Genomic DNA, 16,861 nt, shown 5'->3' on the forward strand with positions numbered 1-16,861 from the left:
GGATGAGGGACTCGGCGGGCGCATGCGCCCTCTGCATCTGGGATGCGGTGCGCATGAGCGATCAGTGCAACGCCGCTTCCAGCGCGGCGCGATCGACGCTGAGCGGGTTGGCCTGCCGTAGTTGCTCCAATACGGCAGCCGCCGCCTGGTCGCGCAATTGCACTTCGATCTGGCCGCGCGCGCTGTCCAGCGTGGCGACACGCCGCGCATCCAGCCGGATCAGGTGATACCCGTCCGGGCCCCGCACCGGCGCAGACACCTGACCGACGCCCAGCCCTTGCACTGCTGGAACGAAGACGTCGGCGACATTGCGCAGGAAGATCGGCGACAGTTCGCCACCTTCACCCGCGGTCGTGGCATCGTCGGATTCACGCTGCGCCAGCTGCTCGAACGGCGTGCCCGCATCGAGTTGTCGTTTCAGTTGCTGCGCACGCGCAAGCGCTTGCGCGTCGCTCAAGGCAGTGCCGCGCCGCGCATCGCTCTGCGGCTGCAGCGCCACGAACAGATGGCTCAGCCGCACCTCATCGTAGTCGTGCGGATGCGCGGCAAACTGCGCCTGCACCTGCGCCGTCTCGATGTGCGCGCTGGCGCGTGCGCGTGCCTGCATGGCATTGGCAAGAATGCCGTCGGTGGCCTGGCGGATGCGTGCGGCGACCACGGGGTCGTCCTGCAACTGCGCGCGATGGGCCTGTTGCACCCACAGCAGGCGATCGGCGAACGTGCGCACGAAACCAGGGTCGGCTGCCACAGCAGGATCGGCATGCTGCGGCAGGTCGGCCAGGGCGAGGGCACGGTAGTCCTGCGCGCTGAGCGATTGGGTGCCGATCCGCATCACTGCGTCGGCGGGGCTGGGCGTGCTAGGGGCGGCGGCCGCCAGGCACGGCGTCAGCCCGCACAAACCGAACGCGACGACTGCAGCAAGACGTTGGAAAGAGGACATGCGAGAGATCTCCATCGATCGAAAACCGACGGCGGCGGTGGCCGCCGTCGGGAGGGGCTGACCGGTACCGGGGCTGCCACTGCACGCCGCGAGCACTCGGCAGGTTGCGTCCGCAGGATCAGTTATGCCGGCCGCGTGCGCGCAGGTAGGCGATCGCCGCCTTCGGGTCGTCGGTGGTGATCAAATCGAAGGCCTCGACGCGACCGATGAAATCGAGGTCGCCGCGGTTGTCGGCCGTATCGCGTCCGCCGGAGTAGGAGAAGTACAAATCCGACAGGGCATAGCAGCAGGCGCCGCTGTTTTGATAGAACTTGCCGGCATACGGACCGTCGGGAATCGCCTGGAACACACCGACCCCATAGCCACGCTCGCGGAGGAAGTCGGCGTCGCTCTGCAACAGCCCGCCCAGCTGCTTGACGTTGACTTCCATCGTCTGCTGCGCGTCGTTCATCCAGGCCGAAATGGTCTGGCGCACGTTGATCTTGCCCAGCATGTTGGTGGTGAAGACCGGGATGCCCACCATGCCGCTGCCGTCGGCCCGATAGGCCTCGCGACTGGTGTACAAGGTGGCATTGACCTTGGCGGCGACATAATCCGCTGAGGCCAGGCCGAACGCGCTCTCGGCCGCACGGTTCACTGCACGGACCGTGTCGGCGGTCTTGATGTCGAACACCATCGGCGTGCGCAGATTGTGCTGCTTGTAGTAGGCAAAGACGTCGTCCACGCGTGGCGGATGATAGGCGGTGATGCCGCTGCGATCCGGCGTCAGCAGGAACAGCTGGCTGATCTGCGACCAGGGGGTGACCACCACCGACGGATTGACGCCCTGGTTGGTGATCGGGTCGTACTTGACCCCCGGATGCTGCTGCCACACGGTGGTGGTGCGACCGAGGTTCCAATCGTGCATCAGCACCGGAACGCCGTCGCTGGTGAGCTTGACGTCCAATTCGACGCCGTCCATGCACTGGTCATTGGCGGTCTGCAGCGAACCACGCGAATTTTCCGGCATATCGGCAATGCCCGAGTAGCGGCCCCACAGGCCGCGATGCGCCAGCACGGCGGCCTGGTCGGCATGCTTGAACAGGATCGCTTGCATCTTGGTGGCGGTGGAGTCGTTGCACGAGGCGGCCAGCGCCCACTGCGGCACGGCGGCCAGGACGGCTAGCGCTGCGACCAGCTTGCCAAAGCGCAGCGAGGGGGAGTTCTTACGATGGGTGGTCATGTCTCTATCCAGAGTGGGAAAAGATGCACGGGAGGGACGAGAGCCGACTGGTCGACACCATCGACGAAACTCGCCGGGTAGCGCGCTCGCTCGGCACATCGACGCCGGGAGAGCCTCCAAGCCGGCCGTGATCGGCGGTCGACTTGCCACACCAATTTAGTAACCTTCTGTTACTTATTTTCGTCAGCTGCATTGCGCCCGGTCGCGATTGCGCAATTGCACTGCCAAATGCGAAAGCGGCGGCCTTTCCCGGCGTCGTTCACCGCGGATGGACCCACAACGACGATTGCGCCGCGTGACGATTCCTCCCGATCGGGCGGGGGGTGTGCGTTCCTAATGGCGGTTCGCCGACGCTTCGTCGACGGGCAGGGACCGAGCCGGCAGTGCCGGCTCCCAGCGTGCGCGCCATGCTTGCGGCCAAAACGCAAAACGCCGGCACGAGGCCGGCGTTCTGCGATCGCTCTGACGGAGGGGCGTGGCTCAGTGGCCTGACGCGCCGCTGGCACCCAAGCCGGTCTCGGCACGGATCTGCTGGGCCTTGAAGGCGATGCGCTCGTTGGCCGCCTGCGGGCTGCGATCCAGGATCGAGAACAGCCAGATGCCGACAAAGCCAATGGTCACCGAGAACAGCGCCGGCGAGGTGTACGGGAACGGCGCCGAGCCGGCCGGATTGCCTAGCGTGTCCACCCACACCGACGGCGACAGCAGGGTGAGCACCAGCGAGGAGATCAGACCGAGGAAGCCGCCGATCACTGCGCCGCGGGTGGTGCAGTTCTTCCACAGCAGCGACAGGATCAGCACCGGGAAGTTGGCCGAGGCAGCGATGGCGAACGCCAGCGACACCATGAAGGCCACGTTCTGCTTCTCGAACACGATGCCCAGCAGCACCGCCACCACCCCCAGCACCAAGGTGGTGACACGCGAGACCTTCAGCTCCGCGCCGGGCGCCGGGTTGCCCTTCTTGATCACGGTGGCGTACAGGTCGTGCGACACCGCCGAGGCACCGGACAACGTCAGGCCTGCGACCACCGCCAGGATGGTGGCGAAGGCCACCGCGGAGATGAAGCCCATGAACACGTTGCCGCCGACCGCATTGCCGACCAGCACCGCCGCCATGTTGGCCGCACCCTTGCCGCCGTGGATGGTGCCGGTGGCGACATCGGCGAATTGCGGGTTGGTCAGCACCAGCGCGATCGCGCCGAAGCCGATGATGAAGATCAGGATGTAGAAGTAGCCGATCCAGGTGGTGGCCCACAGCACCGACTTGCGCGCCTGCTTGGCATCGGGAACGGTGAAGAAGCGCATCAGGATGTGCGGCAAGCCGGCGGTACCGAACATCAGCGCCATGCCGAAGGAGATCGCCGAGATCGGATCCTTGACGAAGCCACCGGGGCCCATGATCGACAGGCCGGCCTTGGCCGCATCCGCCGGCGATGCCCCGCCGCTTGCGGCGACAGCCGTCTTCACCCGCACGCCTTCGGCGAACAAGGCCTCGAAGCTGAAGTTGAAGTGCCACATGATCGCCACCGCCATGAAGGTGACGCCGGTCAGCAGCAATACCGCCTTGATGATCTGCACCCAGGTGGTGGCGGTCATGCCGCCGAACAGCACATAGACCATCATCAGGATGCCGACCAGGGTCACCGCGATCCAGTAGTCCAGGCCGAACAGCAGTTTGATCAGCGCACCGGCACCGACCATCTGCGCGATCAGATAGAACAACACCACCACCAGCGTGCCGGAGGCGGCGAAGCTGCGGATGGCGGTGGGTGCGAAGCGGTAACCAGCGACGTCGGCGAAGGTGTACTTGCCGAGATTGCGCAGCCGTTCGGCCATCAGGAAGGTCAGGATCGGCCAACCGACCAGGAAGCCGATGGCGTAGATCAAGCCGTCGTAGCCATTGGTCATCACCGCCGCGGTGATGCCCAGGAACGAGGCGGCGGACATGTAGTCGCCGGCGATCGCCAGGCCATTCTGGAAACCGGTGATACCGCCACCGGCGGTATAGAAGTCGGCAGCCGAGCGGGTCTTCTTGGCCGCCCACTTGGTGATCCACAGGGTCGCCAGCACGAAGAAGCCGAACATGCCGATCGCCACCCAGTTGGTGGGCTGCTTGTCGGCCTGGCCGATATCGCCGGCCGCCAGCGCCAATCCGGCGGGCAGCAGCCCGGCCAGGACCAGCAAAAGACGCGGGTACTTGCTCATTTGCGGGCTTCCTCGAGGATCTGCGCGGTCAGCTGGTCGTAGGTGTTGTTGGCACGGCGCACGTAGATGGCGGTGATCACGATGGTGAAGACCATCACGCCGATCGCGATCGGAATACCGATGGAGGTGACGCCATCACCGATCGGCTTGGCCAGGAAGGCCTTGTCGAAGGCGATCAGGCCGATATAGCCGTAGTAGGCCAGCAACATCAGCACCGTCAGCGTCCAGCCCAGGGTGTTGCGCTGCCGCTTGAGCGCGTGATACTTCGGATTGGCGTCGATCTTGGCGATGAGCGCGTCGTTCGAGACAGTCATGGTGCGTCTCCTAGAGTGCGGGAGCCGCCACCTGACGCCGGGCCGGCGCAGGTGGCGGCACGTGGATCAGAAGCTGTACTTGGTGGTGAACTGCAGCCGCGAGATGTCACCCGAATCGCCACTCTCGATCTCGCGCCGGCCATACATGATCTCCGCGCCCACATCGACCTTGGGCAGCGGGCTATAGAAGATGTTGGCGCGCACGCTCTGCTGCGAGGTGGTGGCCTGCAGGCCGGAATTGGCCGCGCTGCGGTCGTAGTCCACGCGCGAATACATCAGCGTGCTGCGCAGCTTGTCGCTGTAGTCGTGGCGCCAGGCCAACCAGCCGGCCACGGTGCTGATGGCGTGGAGATTGCCATCCACATCGACCTCGACGTCCGGCCCATTGCCCAGACCCAGGTAGCGTCCCAGGCCCTCGCCATAGCTGAGCTGATAGCGCAGGTCGTTGCGTGCGTTGATGATCCAGCGTCCACCGCCGGCAATGGCGCCACCAAAGGCGGTGTCGTTGGTCAACGCGGTGCGGGTGCGGTACTGGCGTGCGATGGCCGACAGGCCAAAGCTGCCCCAGCTGCCCTTCCAGTTGTAGCGGGCGGTCAGGTCCGGCATGGCGCCGTGGTCCGAGGCCAGGATGGTATTGCCGCCCTGGTAAGGCGTGGTCAAGGTCTCGGTGTTTTCGGCCGACACGCTGAAGGCGCCGCGGGTATAGCGGATCTGCGTCTGGCGACTGAACAACGCGCCATCGGTGGGGCCGACGATGTCGGCCGCTTCCGGCAGGATGCTGGCATCGATGAAGTTGGACCAGGTCTGACCGGCCAGCCAGTTGTTCCAGCTCATGTAGGCGTGGCGCAAGGTGCCGCCGTAGAGATTGTTGACCTGGTTGGCCAGTGCATTGCCGAAGAAATCCAGCTCGATGAAGCCGGTGAGCTTGTCGCCGTTCTCGGTGACCGTGTCCACGCCCAGGTTGAAGCGGGAGAACTTGGCGTGGAAGTCGGTATCGGTGCCCGACTGCTGCCCGCCGACCGGCGTCTGCACCGGGATATAGAGATAGCGACCGACCGCGCCTTCGGCCAGTTGGCCGTCGCTGGTGCGGGTGCTCAGGAAATCGGCCTTGATGAAGCCGCCATAGCGAAAAGTCGTGCCGGCCGCCGCATTGGGGGTGATGCTGGTCGACTGGATCGGCCGCTTGCCCGCCGGCACCGGGGCCGCAGCAGGCGCTGTAGCGACCGCAGCAGCGGTCGGGGCGGGCAACGCCGCCGCGGACTGCGCCGCACGGACCTCGCCGACCTGGCTCTGGGTCTGGGCGATCTGGCCCTGCTGTTGCTGCTGTGCCGACAGCAAGGCCTGGACCTGGCGCTCCAGCTCGGCCACGCGCGCCTCGAGCGCCTGCTCCTTGGACGTCTGTGCGAACGCGACCCCAGGCAGGGCGGTGGCAACCAGCAACGCCAAGGCCAACGGTCGGCGCACCAACGGTGCGGTACGGTGCTTCATGACTTCTCCCCAAGATGGCACGCACTAACGCGCGGCTGGAGCGGAGCGTGCGGCAGCCCGCACTTTGGCGCCTATTCGCCTTTGGTCGAAGCTGCACCGCAGCATAGGCCGCGCCGAGGTGACCGCAGCGCGCCGATTCGGCGACGGCGACAGGGTGTCGCAATGGCGGTTACGACCAAGGTCTAAGCTGCGGTTCGCCGTGCGGACAGGAGGGATGCGGCACACTGCCTGCCTAGCGAAGGTGCCGACCGCACCTTTCTTCCGACTCGTTCATTGCAGTGAGGATGCCATGGCTGATGTTTATCCCGTCGATCCCGCGTTCGCCGCCGGCGCACGCATCACGCGGGAACAGTACGCAACGTTGTATCGCGAATCGATCGAGCATCCCGAGCAGTTCTGGGGCAAGGCCGCCGAGCGGCTGGACTGGTTCACCAAGCCGACCCAGATCAAGGACGTCAGCTACGCGCTGGACGACTTCCATATCCGCTGGTTCGCCGATGGCGAGCTCAATGCCAGCGTCAACTGCCTGGACCGCCAGCTCGCCACGCGCGGCGACAAGACCGCGCTGCTGTTCGAGCCGGACAGCCCGGACTCGCCTTCTTATAAGGTCAGCTATCGCGAACTGTACGCGCGTGTGTGCAAGCTGGCCAATGCGCTGCGCAACCTCGGCGTGGTCAAGGGCGATCGCGTCACCATCTACCTGCCGATGATTCCCGATGCCGCAGTGGCGATGCTGGCTTGCGCACGTATCGGTGCGGTGCACTCGGTGGTGTTCGGCGGCTTTGCGCCCAACTCGATCGCCGATCGGGTCATCGACTGCCAGAGCAAACTGATCATCACCGCCGACGAAGGCTTGCGCGGTGGCAAGAAGATCCCGCTCAAGGCCAATGTCGACGCCGCCCTCAAGATCCCCGGCACCACCACCGTCGAAACGGTACTGGTGGTTCGTCACACCGGCGGCGCGGTGGAGATGCAGGCTCCGCGCGATCGCTGGTTCCATGACGTGGTCGATGGCCAGCCGGCCGAGTGCGAGCCGGAACGCATGAACGCCGAGGATCCGTTGTTCATCCTCTACACCTCAGGGTCCACCGGCAAACCCAAGGGCGTGCTGCACACCACCGGCGGCTATCTGTTGTTCGCCAGCTACACCCACGAGGCGGTGTTCGACCTGCGCGAGGACGACATCTATTGGTGCACCGCCGACGTGGGCTGGGTGACCGGCCATAGCTACATCGTCTACGGACCGCTGGCCAATGGCGCCACCGCCGTGATGTTCGAGGGCGTGCCCAACTACCCAACCAGCTCGCGCTTCTGGGAAGTGATCGACAAGCACCAGGTCACCTTGTTCTATACCGCCCCCACCGCGATCCGTGCGCTGATGCGCGAGGGCGAGGCGCCGGTCAAGAAGACCTCGCGCAAGAGCCTGCGCCTGCTCGGCAGCGTCGGCGAGCCGATCAATCCGGAGGCCTGGCGCTGGTACTTTGATGTGGTCGGCGACGGCCGCTGCCCGATCGTGGACACCTGGTGGCAGACCGAGACCGGCGGCATCCTGATCTCGCCGCTGGCCGGTGCAGTGGATCTGAAGCCCGGTTCGGCCACGCTGCCGTTCTTCGGCGTGCAACCGGCACTGGTCGATGCCGAGGGCAAGGTGCTGGAAGGCGCCACCGAAGGCAACCTGGTACTGCTGGATTCGTGGCCCGGCCAGATGCGCAGCGTCTATGGCGACCACCAGCGCTTCATCGATACCTACTTCCGTACCTATCCGGGCAGCTACTTCACCGGCGATGGCTGCCGCCGCGATGCCGATGGCTATTACTGGATCACTGGCCGCGTGGACGATGTCATCAACGTCTCCGGCCACCGCATCGGCACTGCCGAAGTGGAGAGTGCGTTGGTGTCGCATCCGAAGGTCGCCGAAGCGGCGGTGGTCGGCTTCCCGCACGACGTCAAGGGCCAGGGCATCTATGCCTACGTCACCTTGATCGCCGGCGAGACCCCCAGCGAAGCGCTGCACAAGGAATTGGTCGGCTGGGTGCGCAAGGAAATCGGGCCGATCGCCTCGCCCGATCACCTGCAATGGGCGCCCGGCCTGCCGAAGACGCGCTCGGGCAAGATCATGCGCCGCATCCTGCGCAAGATCGCCGAGAACGCCCCCGACCAGCTGGGCGATACCTCCACCCTGGCCGATCCGTCGGTGGTCGAGTCGCTGGTCAACGAGCGGCTGACGCGCTGAGCCGCGGCTTGGGACGTGGAGCGTGGGGATACGTCGACACCGATCCCCACGCCTCATCGACTGCGTTGAACCTGCTTTTTCTCGTCGAACGACACGGCGGTGCCATCCTGCCGCCATCGTGTTGCCGTTGCGTCCCCCTCCCGACTCTCCAAGCCTGCCCCCGATGACCACCCTGCTGATCGCCGACGACCATCCCCTGTTTCGCGAGGCCCTGCGCGGCGCGGTGCAACGGGTGATGCCCGGGGTGGAATTGTTCGAAGCCGACAATGTCGATGCGCTGTACAGCCTGGCCGATGCGCAACCGGATGCCGATCTCTTGCTGATGGATCTCAACATGCCCGGTGCGCAGGGCTTCAGCGCGCTGGTGCATCTGCGTTCGCTGCATCCGCAGTTGCCGGTGGTGGTGGTGTCCGCGCGCGAGGAGCCGACGGTGATGCGGCGAGCGATCGACCACGGCGCGTTCGGCTTTATCCCCAAGTCGGCCGATTCGGACACCATCGGTCGTGCGTTGGCGACCGTGCTCGATGGCGAGCGCTGGATTCCTGCCGAAGCACAAAGCCTGCCGCCCACCGACAGCGAGGAACGCGAGGTCGGCCAGCGTCTGCGCGACCTCACCCCGCAGCAATTCCGCGTGCTGCAGATGCTCGGCGCTGGCCGCCTCAACAAACAGATCGCCTATGACCTCGGCGTCTCGGAAGCCACCATCAAGGCGCATGTCACCGCGATCCTGCGCAAGCTCGGCGTGACCAATCGCACGCAAGCGGTGTTGATGGCAGGCAAGCTGGCCATCGATGCCGACGGCATCGTGCTGCCGCCGGAAGAAGACTGACACGCGGCACACTGCGCCGGCGCTGCGCTCACCTCGCCGCATCGACGGCTGGCGGCGATAACGCGTTCGGTCGCCTCATCATCGCAGCACGTCAGCCGCAGCGTGCGCCTGCTGCGATGTCGCGCCTGCGTTGCGTTCGCCTCGATGCAGTGATGCGCATCTGCGCGAGCGGCCTCATGCAGATGCGCCTCGCATTGCGCCCTGGCGACAACGCGCGCGGCTTGCGCAGGCGCTGCAAGGGCGCGGCGCTTTTGCTGGCAGCCCCAAGCGGGTCAGCGTGATCGCATCCACAACCACGCACCGCGCGACATCGCAGTTGTCGATATCACCATTGACCATGACGCGCTGCCTGCGCAGGCTCGGTCGCTGGGTTGCGTGGGAGGAGAGATGGCACGACGTTTTCCATGGCTGTGGCTGGGCCTGCTGCTGACGTGCGCGCTGGTGGCCGTGCTGGCCTGGCAGAATCGTCAGCTGCGAACGCAACAGCAATGGCTGCAGGCGCGGGTCACCAAGCCCTACGACGGCATGTATGTGCCGACCATTGCCGCGACCGGCATCGACGGGCAGCGCTACACATTGGGCGTCCCGCGCAGTCGTGCCCAGGTGCTGTTCTTCTTCACCACCACCTGCCCGTATTGCCAACGTTCGGCCCCCACCGTGGTACGCGCCGCACGGCAGTTGCAGCAGGCGCTGCCTGGGCAGACCGACTTGCTCGGCGTCTGCCAGTGCGACCCGACGCAGGCCGCGCGCTATGCGCACCTGCATGGCTTCGAGTTTCCGATCGTGACGCTGAGCGATCGCCGCGCGCTGATGCTGTTCCGCGCGCGCAACGTGCCTTTGTTATTGGCCATCGATGGCGAAGGGCGCGTGCGCCACTCCCATCTGGGCCTGTTCGATACCACGGAGCGGGTGCAGGACCTGGTCGCCGCCTTGCGCCGCACGGATGCGCCAGCGGCTTTGGCAACAGTGAAGGAGTGAATGCATGAATAAGCGTTGGATGTCGTTGCGCAATGCGCTGGTGGCCGCCGCTTTTGTGGCCAGCACCGCCTTCGGTGCGTCGCAGGCCATGGCCGGCAGCAACACCCAGCCGACCACCGAGGCGTGCAGCGCCTGGCAATGCCAGGCCGAATGCCCGGAATTCGGCGGCCAACTCGGCCAGGGCAACGTCTGCTACTGCTGCGGCTGATCGATTGGCCGATCCACCGGCGGGGCCTGGCGGCCCCGCCGGTCGCCCGCTGACTCGCAGACTGCGACCGCTGCCCAGCTGCCTGCAGCTGGCAGAACGCCGATGGATCTGAGCCAGGCCTCGGCCAGACGTGGCCAGATAGCCTCCCGCAGAGAATCACAGCACTCCGCCCTTGTGGGATCGTTCGACCATTGCTTGCATGTGCGCGCACCAGACCAATCGCGCGTTGCGCATCCTGTCACGCCGACGTGGACTCGGCGGACAGGTCCGGATAGCACGCAGATTGCCAGTCGTAGGGCCGGCTGGGGACACGCTATTTCACAAGGACACAGGTGGTGCCAAGGCCGTTCAACCAGTCGCAGAGCTCGGTCCCCTCAAGCTCCATGGCCAGCACTTGAAAGCTTCCCCCTGCAAACACCACCACCGCACTTGCGCTGTTCTGCCCCTTGGGCGAATACACCGTGCGTGTGGGGATGCTGACCGTGGTAGCGGCCAGCCAGGGCTTTCCAGCAGCCGTTGGATCTGATCTGGAACCCTGAGTTTCCGCCGCTGGCAGTGCCTGGGTGCTTGCGATCTTTCCGGCCACAGCGGCACCTGCGTGTGGCCAGCACCAGGCATCCATGCCGACTGCGACGCGGCGTTGGCCGCAAGCGCAACAGCGCCAACCCAACGATCCGCCTGCACATCGTTGGCTCCCTGCATGCGGCTCCGAATCGTCACATGGTCGAGTCACCGGGACGCCCTTGCCGCGGTCGCCTCGGATCGGACGCAGATGGGCCGCCCACACAACGATTGGGCGCTCGCTACACGGCTCTCCCTTGCTCGATGACCGATGCTGCACTGCAGCGTGCGATGTTCACTTATGATCTCCATATTCATATGCGAACGGCCGCCACCGGCCGGTGCTGGATGTCCCCGATGCTCAGGCTTGGCCGTACCGATTCGCCCGTCCCTGCCAACCCGCGACGGGAGCCGTGCCGATGAGCGCGTCGCGCGCACCGGGGTTGCGACTCTCGGCGCTGGGATTTGGCGCCGCGCCGATCGGCAATCTTTATACCGAGGTCGACGAGGACCAGGCGCTGACGGCCGTGGCGGGGGCGTTCGACGCCGGCATCCGGCATTTCGATACCGCGCCCTATTACGGCTATGGCCTGAGCGAAGCGCGCCTGGGACGCGGCCTGTCGGGTTTGCCGCGCGCGGACTACACACTCTCGACCAAGGTAGGGCGCTGCCTGGAAGACGATCCGCAGGCGACTGCCGGACGCGACGGCTTTGCCGTGGCCGGGCGCCGGGCGGTGTTCGACTACAGCGCCGACGGCGTGCGGCGCGCCTTTGCCTCCAGTCTGCAGCGCTTGCAGACCGACTATATCGACGTGTTGCTGCTGCACGACATCGGCGCACTGACCCATGGCGACCGCCATGCCGACGTGCTGCGCCAGGCGCTGGACGAAGCGCTGCCGGCGATGGCCGAACTGAAAGCGTCCGGTGCCTGTGGTGCGATCGGCCTGGGCGTCAACGAACAACAGGTCGCGCTGGAAGTGCTGCCGCGCTTTCCGCTCGACTGCGTGATGCTGGCCGGCCGCTATACACTGCTGGAACAACACGGCGCCCGCACCCTGCTCGCGCAGGCGCAGCAGCAGGGCATCGCGATTCTGTCCGCTGGCCCTTATAGCTCCGGGTTGCTCAGCGACGCGCGCGCGCCGGGAGCCACCTATAACTATGCGCCGGTCGATGCGCTCACACTGCAACACGCCCAGCGCTTGTATGCGGCCTGTGCGGCGGAGGGAGTGGATATCGGTGCGGCGGCGCTGCAGTTCCCGTTGGCGCATCCGGCGGTGACGACGGTGGTTGCCGGCATGCGTACCTTGGCCGAAGTGCAGGCCGCGCAGGCGAGGCTGCAGGCCGCGGTCCCGCCGGCGCTGTGGCAACGTCTGCGCACCGAAGGCCTGCTCGATCCCGAACTGCCGACCCCATGAGCCGTGTCGACGCCCACCTGCATTTCTGGCACCTGGCGCGCGGCGACTATGCCTGGCTGACGCCGGCGCTGGCGCCGCTGTATCGCGACTTCGGCCCCGACGACGTCGACGACGCGCTGAGCGCCGCCGCCATCGATGCGGTGGTGCTGGTGCAGGCGGCGGCCACCGAGGCCGAAACCTGTTACCTGTTCGAACTGGCACGCGATACGCCCCGCATCGCCGGCGTGGTCGGCTGGACGGACTTCTCCGCGCCCGATGTGGCGGCCCGCATCGGCGCCCTGGTGCGCGCCGGCGGCGGATTGCTCAAGGGCCTGCGACCGATGGTGCAGGACATCGCCGACGTGGCGTGGCTGGCGCAACCGGCGCTGGATGCCGCCTTCGATGCGCTGCTGGGCCACGACCTGGCCTTCGATGCGCTGATTCGCGCAGAACACGTGCCGGCGCTGCAGACGCGCTTGCAACGCCATCCGGCACTGCGGGTGGTGGTCGACCATGGCGGCAAGCCGGCGATCGCCGATGGCGACTTCGCCGCCTGGGCCGCCGGCATGGCGGCGCTGGCGCGCCATCCGGGCGTGCATTGCAAGTTCTCCGGTCTGCTCACCGAGGCTGCACCCGGTGCCGATGCGCACGTGCTGGCGCCCTACGTGGCGCATCTGTTCGCGCAGTTCGGTCCACAGCGGCTGCTGTGGGGCAGCGACTGGCCAGTGCTGACCACGCGCGCGGATTACGCGCAGTGGCTGCAGCTGGCCGACGCCTTGGTCCAACAGCATGCCGACGGCCACCAGGCGGCGGTCTTCGGCGACAACGCTCGCAGGTTTTATCGTCTGCCACGGTCGGCGGCCCCCTTCCACGGAACCCAACGCCATGACTGATTCGCTCGCTCCATCGCCCAACAATCGCCTGCAAGGCAAACGCTGCCTGATCACCGCCGCCGGCGCCGGCATCGGCCGCGAAAGCGCGCTGGCCTGCGCACGCGCCGGCGCGCAGGTACTGGCCACCGACATCGACGCGGCCGCGTTGCAGTCGCTGGCAGCCGAAGCGACCTCGATTCGCACGCAGGTGCTCGACGTCACCGACCCGGCGGCGATCGCCGCACTGGTGTCCGCGCACGGTCCCTTCGATGTGCTGTTCAATTGCGCTGGCTATGTGCACCAGGGCAGCATCCTCGACTGCGACCAGGCCGCCTGGCGTCGCTCCTTCGCGATCAACGTCGATGCGATGTACTACCTGTGCCAGGCGGTTCTGCCGGGCATGCTGGAGCAGCAGCGCGGCAGCATCATCAACATGTCCTCGGTCGCCTCCAGCATCAAGGGCGTGCCGAACCGCTTCGTCTACGGCGTGACCAAGGCCGCGGTGATCGGCCTGAGCAAGGCGATCGCCGCCGACTACGTCGCCCGCGGCGTGCGCTGCAACGCCATCTGCCCGGGCACGATCAAGACCCCGTCGCTGGGCGAGCGCGTCAAGGCGCTGGGCGGCGACGAGCAGGCGGTGTGGAAAAGCTTCACCGATCGCCAGCCGATGGGCCGCCTGGGCGACCCGCGCGAAATCGCCCAGTTGGTGGTCTACCTGGCCTCGGACGAGTCGTCGTTCACGACTGGCCAGACCCATATCATCGACGGTGGCTGGTCCAACTGAGTGCGCGTCGCGCTTGCCACCTGCTGCTTCACCGTGGATGCCGCACGCGCGGCATTGGCTGCGTTCGCCGGCCGTCTCGACGGCCGCGGCGCAGCACTCGATTCCTCACTGCAAAGGAAGATCACATGAAACTCGTACGTGTTGGCGCCGAAGGCCATGAACGTCCCGGCCTGATCGATGCGCAAGGCCGCATCCGCGATTTGAGCGGAGTGATCGACGATGTGGCCGGCGCGCATCTCACCAATGCCGGCCTGGACAGGCTGCGTGCGCTGGACGTGTCCACGCTGCCGCTGATCGATGGCGCGCCGCGCTATGGTGCCGCGGTCGGCCGCATCGGCAAATTCATTTGCGTGGGGCTGAACTATGCCGACCATGCCGCCGAGTCGGGCATGGAAGTGCCGAAGATGCCGATCCTGTTCATGAAGGCCACCACCGCGGTATGCGGCCCCAACGACACCGTGATCATCCCGCGCGGCTCGGTCAAGAGCGACTGGGAAGTGGAACTGGGCGTGGTGATCGGCGATGTCGCCCGCGATGTCTCGGTCGAGCAGGCGCTGCAGCATGTCGCCGGCTATGCGGTGATCAACGATCTGTCCGAGCGCGAGTTCCAGCTCGAGCACGGTGGCCAGTGGGTCAAGGGCAAGAGCGCCGATACCTTCGGCCCCATCGGCCCGTGGCTGGTCACCCGCGACGAGATCCCCGATCCGCAGAACCTGTCGATGTGGTTGGACGTCAACGGCCATCGCTACCAGAACGGCAGCACCCGCACGATGGTCTTCGGCGTGGCCGAACTGGTCAGTCACATCAGCCGCTACATGACCTTGATGCCTGGCGATGTCATCAGCACCGGCACGCCGCCGGGCGTGGGCCTGGGGCAGAAGCCGCCGGTCTACCTCAAGCCCGGCGATGTGATGGAGCTGGAGATCGAAGGCCTTGGTCGCCAGCGTCAGCCAGTGGTGGCGCATCCACGCGACGCGGCCTGAGTCTGTGCACGCGGGCCGCTGGCGGTCTTCCGCATCGCCAAGTCGGTCCGCGATTGCGGTCGCACGACGCAGGCTGTCAGCGATTGCGCGCCGACGGCCTGTGCCGGTGCATGACGCGGGTGAGGCGGGCGAGCGACTGACACGCCTGGCCCTCCCGGCTGATGCAGCTGCCGCCGCGTATGCGCGCGGCAATACCCCAATGACGATTGCTGAGCTGTTGGCGGCAGTGCACGGCACAGCGCAGACGCAGCGCTGCATGCAGCACGCGGCGGTTGGCTCCGGCGCTTGCTCCACTACCGCAACCGCGTGCTTAGGCACCACGTTTCTCCTTCATCCTTTCATTGCCCAGGACTTCCATGAGCACCATCGTCGCCCTCGAGACCCACGACGTTCGTTTTCCCACTTCGCGCGAGCTCGACGGTTCGGATGCGATGAATCCCGACCCGGACTACTCGGCGGCCTATGTCGTGCTGCGCACCGATGCTGCCGATGCACTGGCCGGCTATGGCCTGGTCTTCACCATCGGTCGCGGTAACGACGTGCAGACCGCTGCGGTGGCAGCACTGGCCGAACACGTGGTCGGCCTGCAGGTGGAGGACGTCATCGCCGACCTGGGCGGCTTTGCGCGCCGACTGAACAACGATTCGCAGCTGCGCTGGTTGGGTCCGGAAAAGGGCGTGATGCACATGGCCATCGGCGCGGTGATCAACGCCGCCTGGGACCTGGCCGCACGCGCGGCCAACAAGCCGCTGTGGCGCTACATCGCCGAGCTGAGTCCCGAGCAGCTGGTCGACACCATCGACTTCCGCTACCTCACCGATGCGCTGACCCGCGACGAAGCGCTGGCGATGCTGCAGCAGGCCGTGCCACAGCGCGCGCAGCGGATCGCGCAGTTGATCGAGCAGGGGTATCCGGCCTACACCACCTCGCCCGGCTGGCTCGGCTACTCGGACGAGAAGCTGGTCCGGCTGGCCAAGGAAGCGGTGGCCGACGGCTTCCGCACCATCAAGCTAAAGGTCGGCGCCAACGTGCAGGACGATATCCGCCGCTGCCGCCTGGCCCGCGCGACCATTGGCCCGGACATCGCCATGGCGGTGGATGCCAACCAGCGTTGGGATGTCGGCCCGGCGATCGATTGGATGCGCCAGCTGGCCGAATTCGATATCGCCTGGATCGAGGAACCGACCAGTCCGGACGATGTGCTCGGCCATGCGGCCATCCGCCAGGGCATCGCACCGGTGCCCGTCTCCACCGGCGAGCACACCCAGAACCGGGTGGTGTTCAAGCAGCTGCTGCAGGCCGGTGCGGTGGACCTGATCCAGATCGATGCCGCACGCGTGGGCGGGGTCAACGAGAACCTGGCCATTCTGTTGCTGGCGGCCAAGTTCGGCGTGCGCGTGTTCCCGCACGCTGGCGGCGTGGGTCTGTGCGAGCTGGTGCAGCATCTGGCGATGGCCGACTTCGTCGCCATCACCGGCAAGATGGAAGATCGCGCGATCGAGTTCGTCGACCATCTGCACCAGCACTTCCTCGACCCGGTGCGCATCCGCCACGGCCGCTATCTCGCGCCGGAAACGCGTGGTTTTTCGGCCGAGATGCATGCCGCCTCGATCGCCGAATTCCGCTATCCCGACGGGCGCTTCTGGGTCGACGATCTGGCTGCCAGCGCAAAGGCCTGAGTCTACCGGCCCTCATCCGCCCTTCGGGCACCTTCTCCCGCGAGCGGGAGAAGGTGCCCGCAGGGCGGATGAGGGCCGGCCAGGCTCAGTGCTGCGCCTGGATCGCCTCGCTCAGTGCAAAGATCCGCCCGGCCTCGCGCCACTTCTCTCCTGGCGCGCTGCCCGGCAGCG

The 16,861-nt window shown here is 66.4% G+C and carries 14 protein-coding genes and 1 pseudogene; 9 read left to right on the forward strand and 6 right to left on the reverse strand.

The window, feature by feature from the left end; all coding sequences use genetic code 11:
- Positions 1-61: 61 nt before the first annotated feature.
- The 5 genes from CKY51_RS19450 to CKY51_RS19470 form a co-directional block, all read right to left on the reverse strand.
- A complete protein-coding gene (locus CKY51_RS19450; RefSeq protein ID WP_152249693.1) occupies positions 62-940 on the reverse strand; it encodes a peptidylprolyl isomerase in 879 nt (292 codons plus the stop codon).
- 118 nt (positions 941-1,058) lie between these two features.
- Positions 1,059-2,036: a glycerophosphodiester phosphodiesterase family protein gene (locus CKY51_RS19455; RefSeq protein WP_031338797.1), complete on the reverse strand. Its 978-nt coding sequence runs from the start codon at positions 2,034-2,036 to the stop codon at positions 1,059-1,061.
- 606 nt (positions 2,037-2,642) lie between these two features.
- Positions 2,643-4,367, reverse strand: a complete 1,725-nt coding sequence (locus CKY51_RS19460; protein WP_022971242.1) for a cation acetate symporter — start codon at positions 4,365-4,367, stop codon at positions 2,643-2,645.
- On the reverse strand, positions 4,364-4,681 hold the full coding sequence (locus tag CKY51_RS19465) for a DUF485 domain-containing protein (RefSeq protein WP_022971241.1): 318 nt from the start codon (positions 4,679-4,681) through the stop codon (positions 4,364-4,366). The genes CKY51_RS19460 and CKY51_RS19465 overlap by 4 nt, the downstream gene beginning before the upstream one ends.
- Positions 4,682-4,747: 66 nt before the next feature.
- A complete protein-coding gene (locus CKY51_RS19470; RefSeq protein WP_022971240.1) occupies positions 4,748-6,169 on the reverse strand; it encodes a DcaP family trimeric outer membrane transporter in 1,422 nt (473 codons plus the stop codon).
- A 289-nt stretch (positions 6,170-6,458) separates the two neighbouring features.
- On the opposite strand from CKY51_RS19470, the gene acs reads away from it, so the two are divergent.
- The 9 genes from acs to CKY51_RS19515 all read left to right on the forward strand — a co-directional run bounded on the left by acs (position 6,459) and on the right by CKY51_RS19515 (position 16,690).
- A complete protein-coding gene (gene acs, locus CKY51_RS19475) occupies positions 6,459-8,402 on the forward strand; it encodes an acetate--CoA ligase (RefSeq protein WP_022971239.1) in 1,944 nt (647 codons plus the stop codon).
- Between the two features lie 163 nt (positions 8,403-8,565).
- Positions 8,566-9,231, forward strand: coding sequence for a response regulator transcription factor (locus CKY51_RS19480; RefSeq protein WP_022971238.1), 666 nt, complete (start codon positions 8,566-8,568; stop codon positions 9,229-9,231).
- Between the two features lie 414 nt (positions 9,232-9,645).
- A complete protein-coding gene (locus tag CKY51_RS19485; RefSeq protein ID WP_031338794.1) occupies positions 9,646-10,209 on the forward strand; it encodes a peroxiredoxin family protein in 564 nt (187 codons plus the stop codon).
- A gap of 4 nt (positions 10,210-10,213) precedes the next feature.
- On the forward strand, positions 10,214-10,417 hold the full coding sequence (locus CKY51_RS19490) for a hypothetical protein (protein WP_031338793.1): 204 nt from the start codon (positions 10,214-10,216) through the stop codon (positions 10,415-10,417).
- Between the two features lie 980 nt (positions 10,418-11,397).
- Positions 11,398-12,393 carry an aldo/keto reductase gene (locus CKY51_RS19495; protein WP_022971234.1) on the forward strand — a complete coding sequence of 332 codons (996 nt, stop codon included), beginning with the start codon at positions 11,398-11,400 and terminating at the stop codon, positions 12,391-12,393.
- On the forward strand, positions 12,390-13,265 hold the full coding sequence (locus CKY51_RS19500; RefSeq protein WP_022971233.1) for an amidohydrolase family protein: 876 nt from the start codon (positions 12,390-12,392) through the stop codon (positions 13,263-13,265). The genes CKY51_RS19495 and CKY51_RS19500 overlap by 4 nt, the downstream gene beginning before the upstream one ends.
- On the forward strand, positions 13,258-14,028 hold the full coding sequence (locus CKY51_RS19505) for an SDR family oxidoreductase (RefSeq protein WP_022971232.1): 771 nt from the start codon (positions 13,258-13,260) through the stop codon (positions 14,026-14,028). Before CKY51_RS19500 ends, CKY51_RS19505 begins: the two co-directional genes overlap by 8 nt.
- 125 nt (positions 14,029-14,153) lie before the next feature.
- The gene (locus tag CKY51_RS19510) at positions 14,154-15,011 is read left to right on the forward strand and encodes a fumarylacetoacetate hydrolase family protein (protein WP_022971230.1); all 858 of its coding nucleotides are present in this window, start codon (positions 14,154-14,156) and stop codon (positions 15,009-15,011) included.
- A 356-nt stretch (positions 15,012-15,367) separates the two neighbouring features.
- The gene (locus CKY51_RS19515; protein ID WP_022971229.1) at positions 15,368-16,690 is read left to right on the forward strand and encodes an L-fuconate dehydratase; all 1,323 of its coding nucleotides are present in this window, start codon (positions 15,368-15,370) and stop codon (positions 16,688-16,690) included.
- Positions 16,691-16,775: 85 nt separating this feature from the next.
- Here CKY51_RS19515 and CKY51_RS19520 read toward each other — a convergent pair.
- Positions 16,776-16,861 (reverse strand): annotated as a pseudogene (locus CKY51_RS19520) (L-fucose mutarotase); the annotation flags it as partial.

This window comes from Xanthomonas maliensis (genome assembly GCF_009192945.1).
Lineage (GTDB): Bacteria > Pseudomonadota > Gammaproteobacteria > Xanthomonadales > Xanthomonadaceae > Xanthomonas > Xanthomonas maliensis.

Bases quoted from the DNA above. Each gene is read 5' to 3' on its own strand.
- CKY51_RS19495 (WP_022971234.1), top strand. From the start codon at position 11,398: ATGAGCGCGTCGCGCGCACCGGGGTTGCGACTCTCGGCGCTGGGATTT.
- CKY51_RS19480 (WP_022971238.1), top strand. From the start codon at position 8,566: ATGACCACCCTGCTGATCGCCGACGACCATCCCCTGTTTCGCGAGGCC.
- CKY51_RS19465 (WP_022971241.1), bottom strand. From the start codon at position 4,681: ATGACTGTCTCGAACGACGCGCTCATCGCCAAGATCGACGCCAATCCG.
- CKY51_RS19505 (WP_022971232.1), top strand. From the start codon at position 13,258: ATGACTGATTCGCTCGCTCCATCGCCCAACAATCGCCTGCAAGGCAAA.
- CKY51_RS19460 (WP_022971242.1), bottom strand. From the start codon at position 4,367: ATGAGCAAGTACCCGCGTCTTTTGCTGGTCCTGGCCGGGCTGCTGCCC.
- CKY51_RS19510 (WP_022971230.1), top strand. From the start codon at position 14,154: ATGAAACTCGTACGTGTTGGCGCCGAAGGCCATGAACGTCCCGGCCTG.
- CKY51_RS19500 (WP_022971233.1), top strand. From the start codon at position 12,390: ATGAGCCGTGTCGACGCCCACCTGCATTTCTGGCACCTGGCGCGCGGC.
- CKY51_RS19455 (WP_031338797.1), bottom strand. From the start codon at position 2,036: ATGCAAGCGATCCTGTTCAAGCATGCCGACCAGGCCGCCGTGCTGGCG.
- CKY51_RS19450 (WP_152249693.1), bottom strand. From the start codon at position 940: ATGTCCTCTTTCCAACGTCTTGCTGCAGTCGTCGCGTTCGGTTTGTGC.
- acs (WP_022971239.1), top strand. From the start codon at position 6,459: ATGGCTGATGTTTATCCCGTCGATCCCGCGTTCGCCGCCGGCGCACGC.
- CKY51_RS19490 (WP_031338793.1), top strand. From the start codon at position 10,214: ATGAATAAGCGTTGGATGTCGTTGCGCAATGCGCTGGTGGCCGCCGCT.
- CKY51_RS19515 (WP_022971229.1), top strand. From the start codon at position 15,368: ATGAGCACCATCGTCGCCCTCGAGACCCACGACGTTCGTTTTCCCACT.
- CKY51_RS19470 (WP_022971240.1), bottom strand. From the start codon at position 6,169: ATGAAGCACCGTACCGCACCGTTGGTGCGCCGACCGTTGGCCTTGGCG.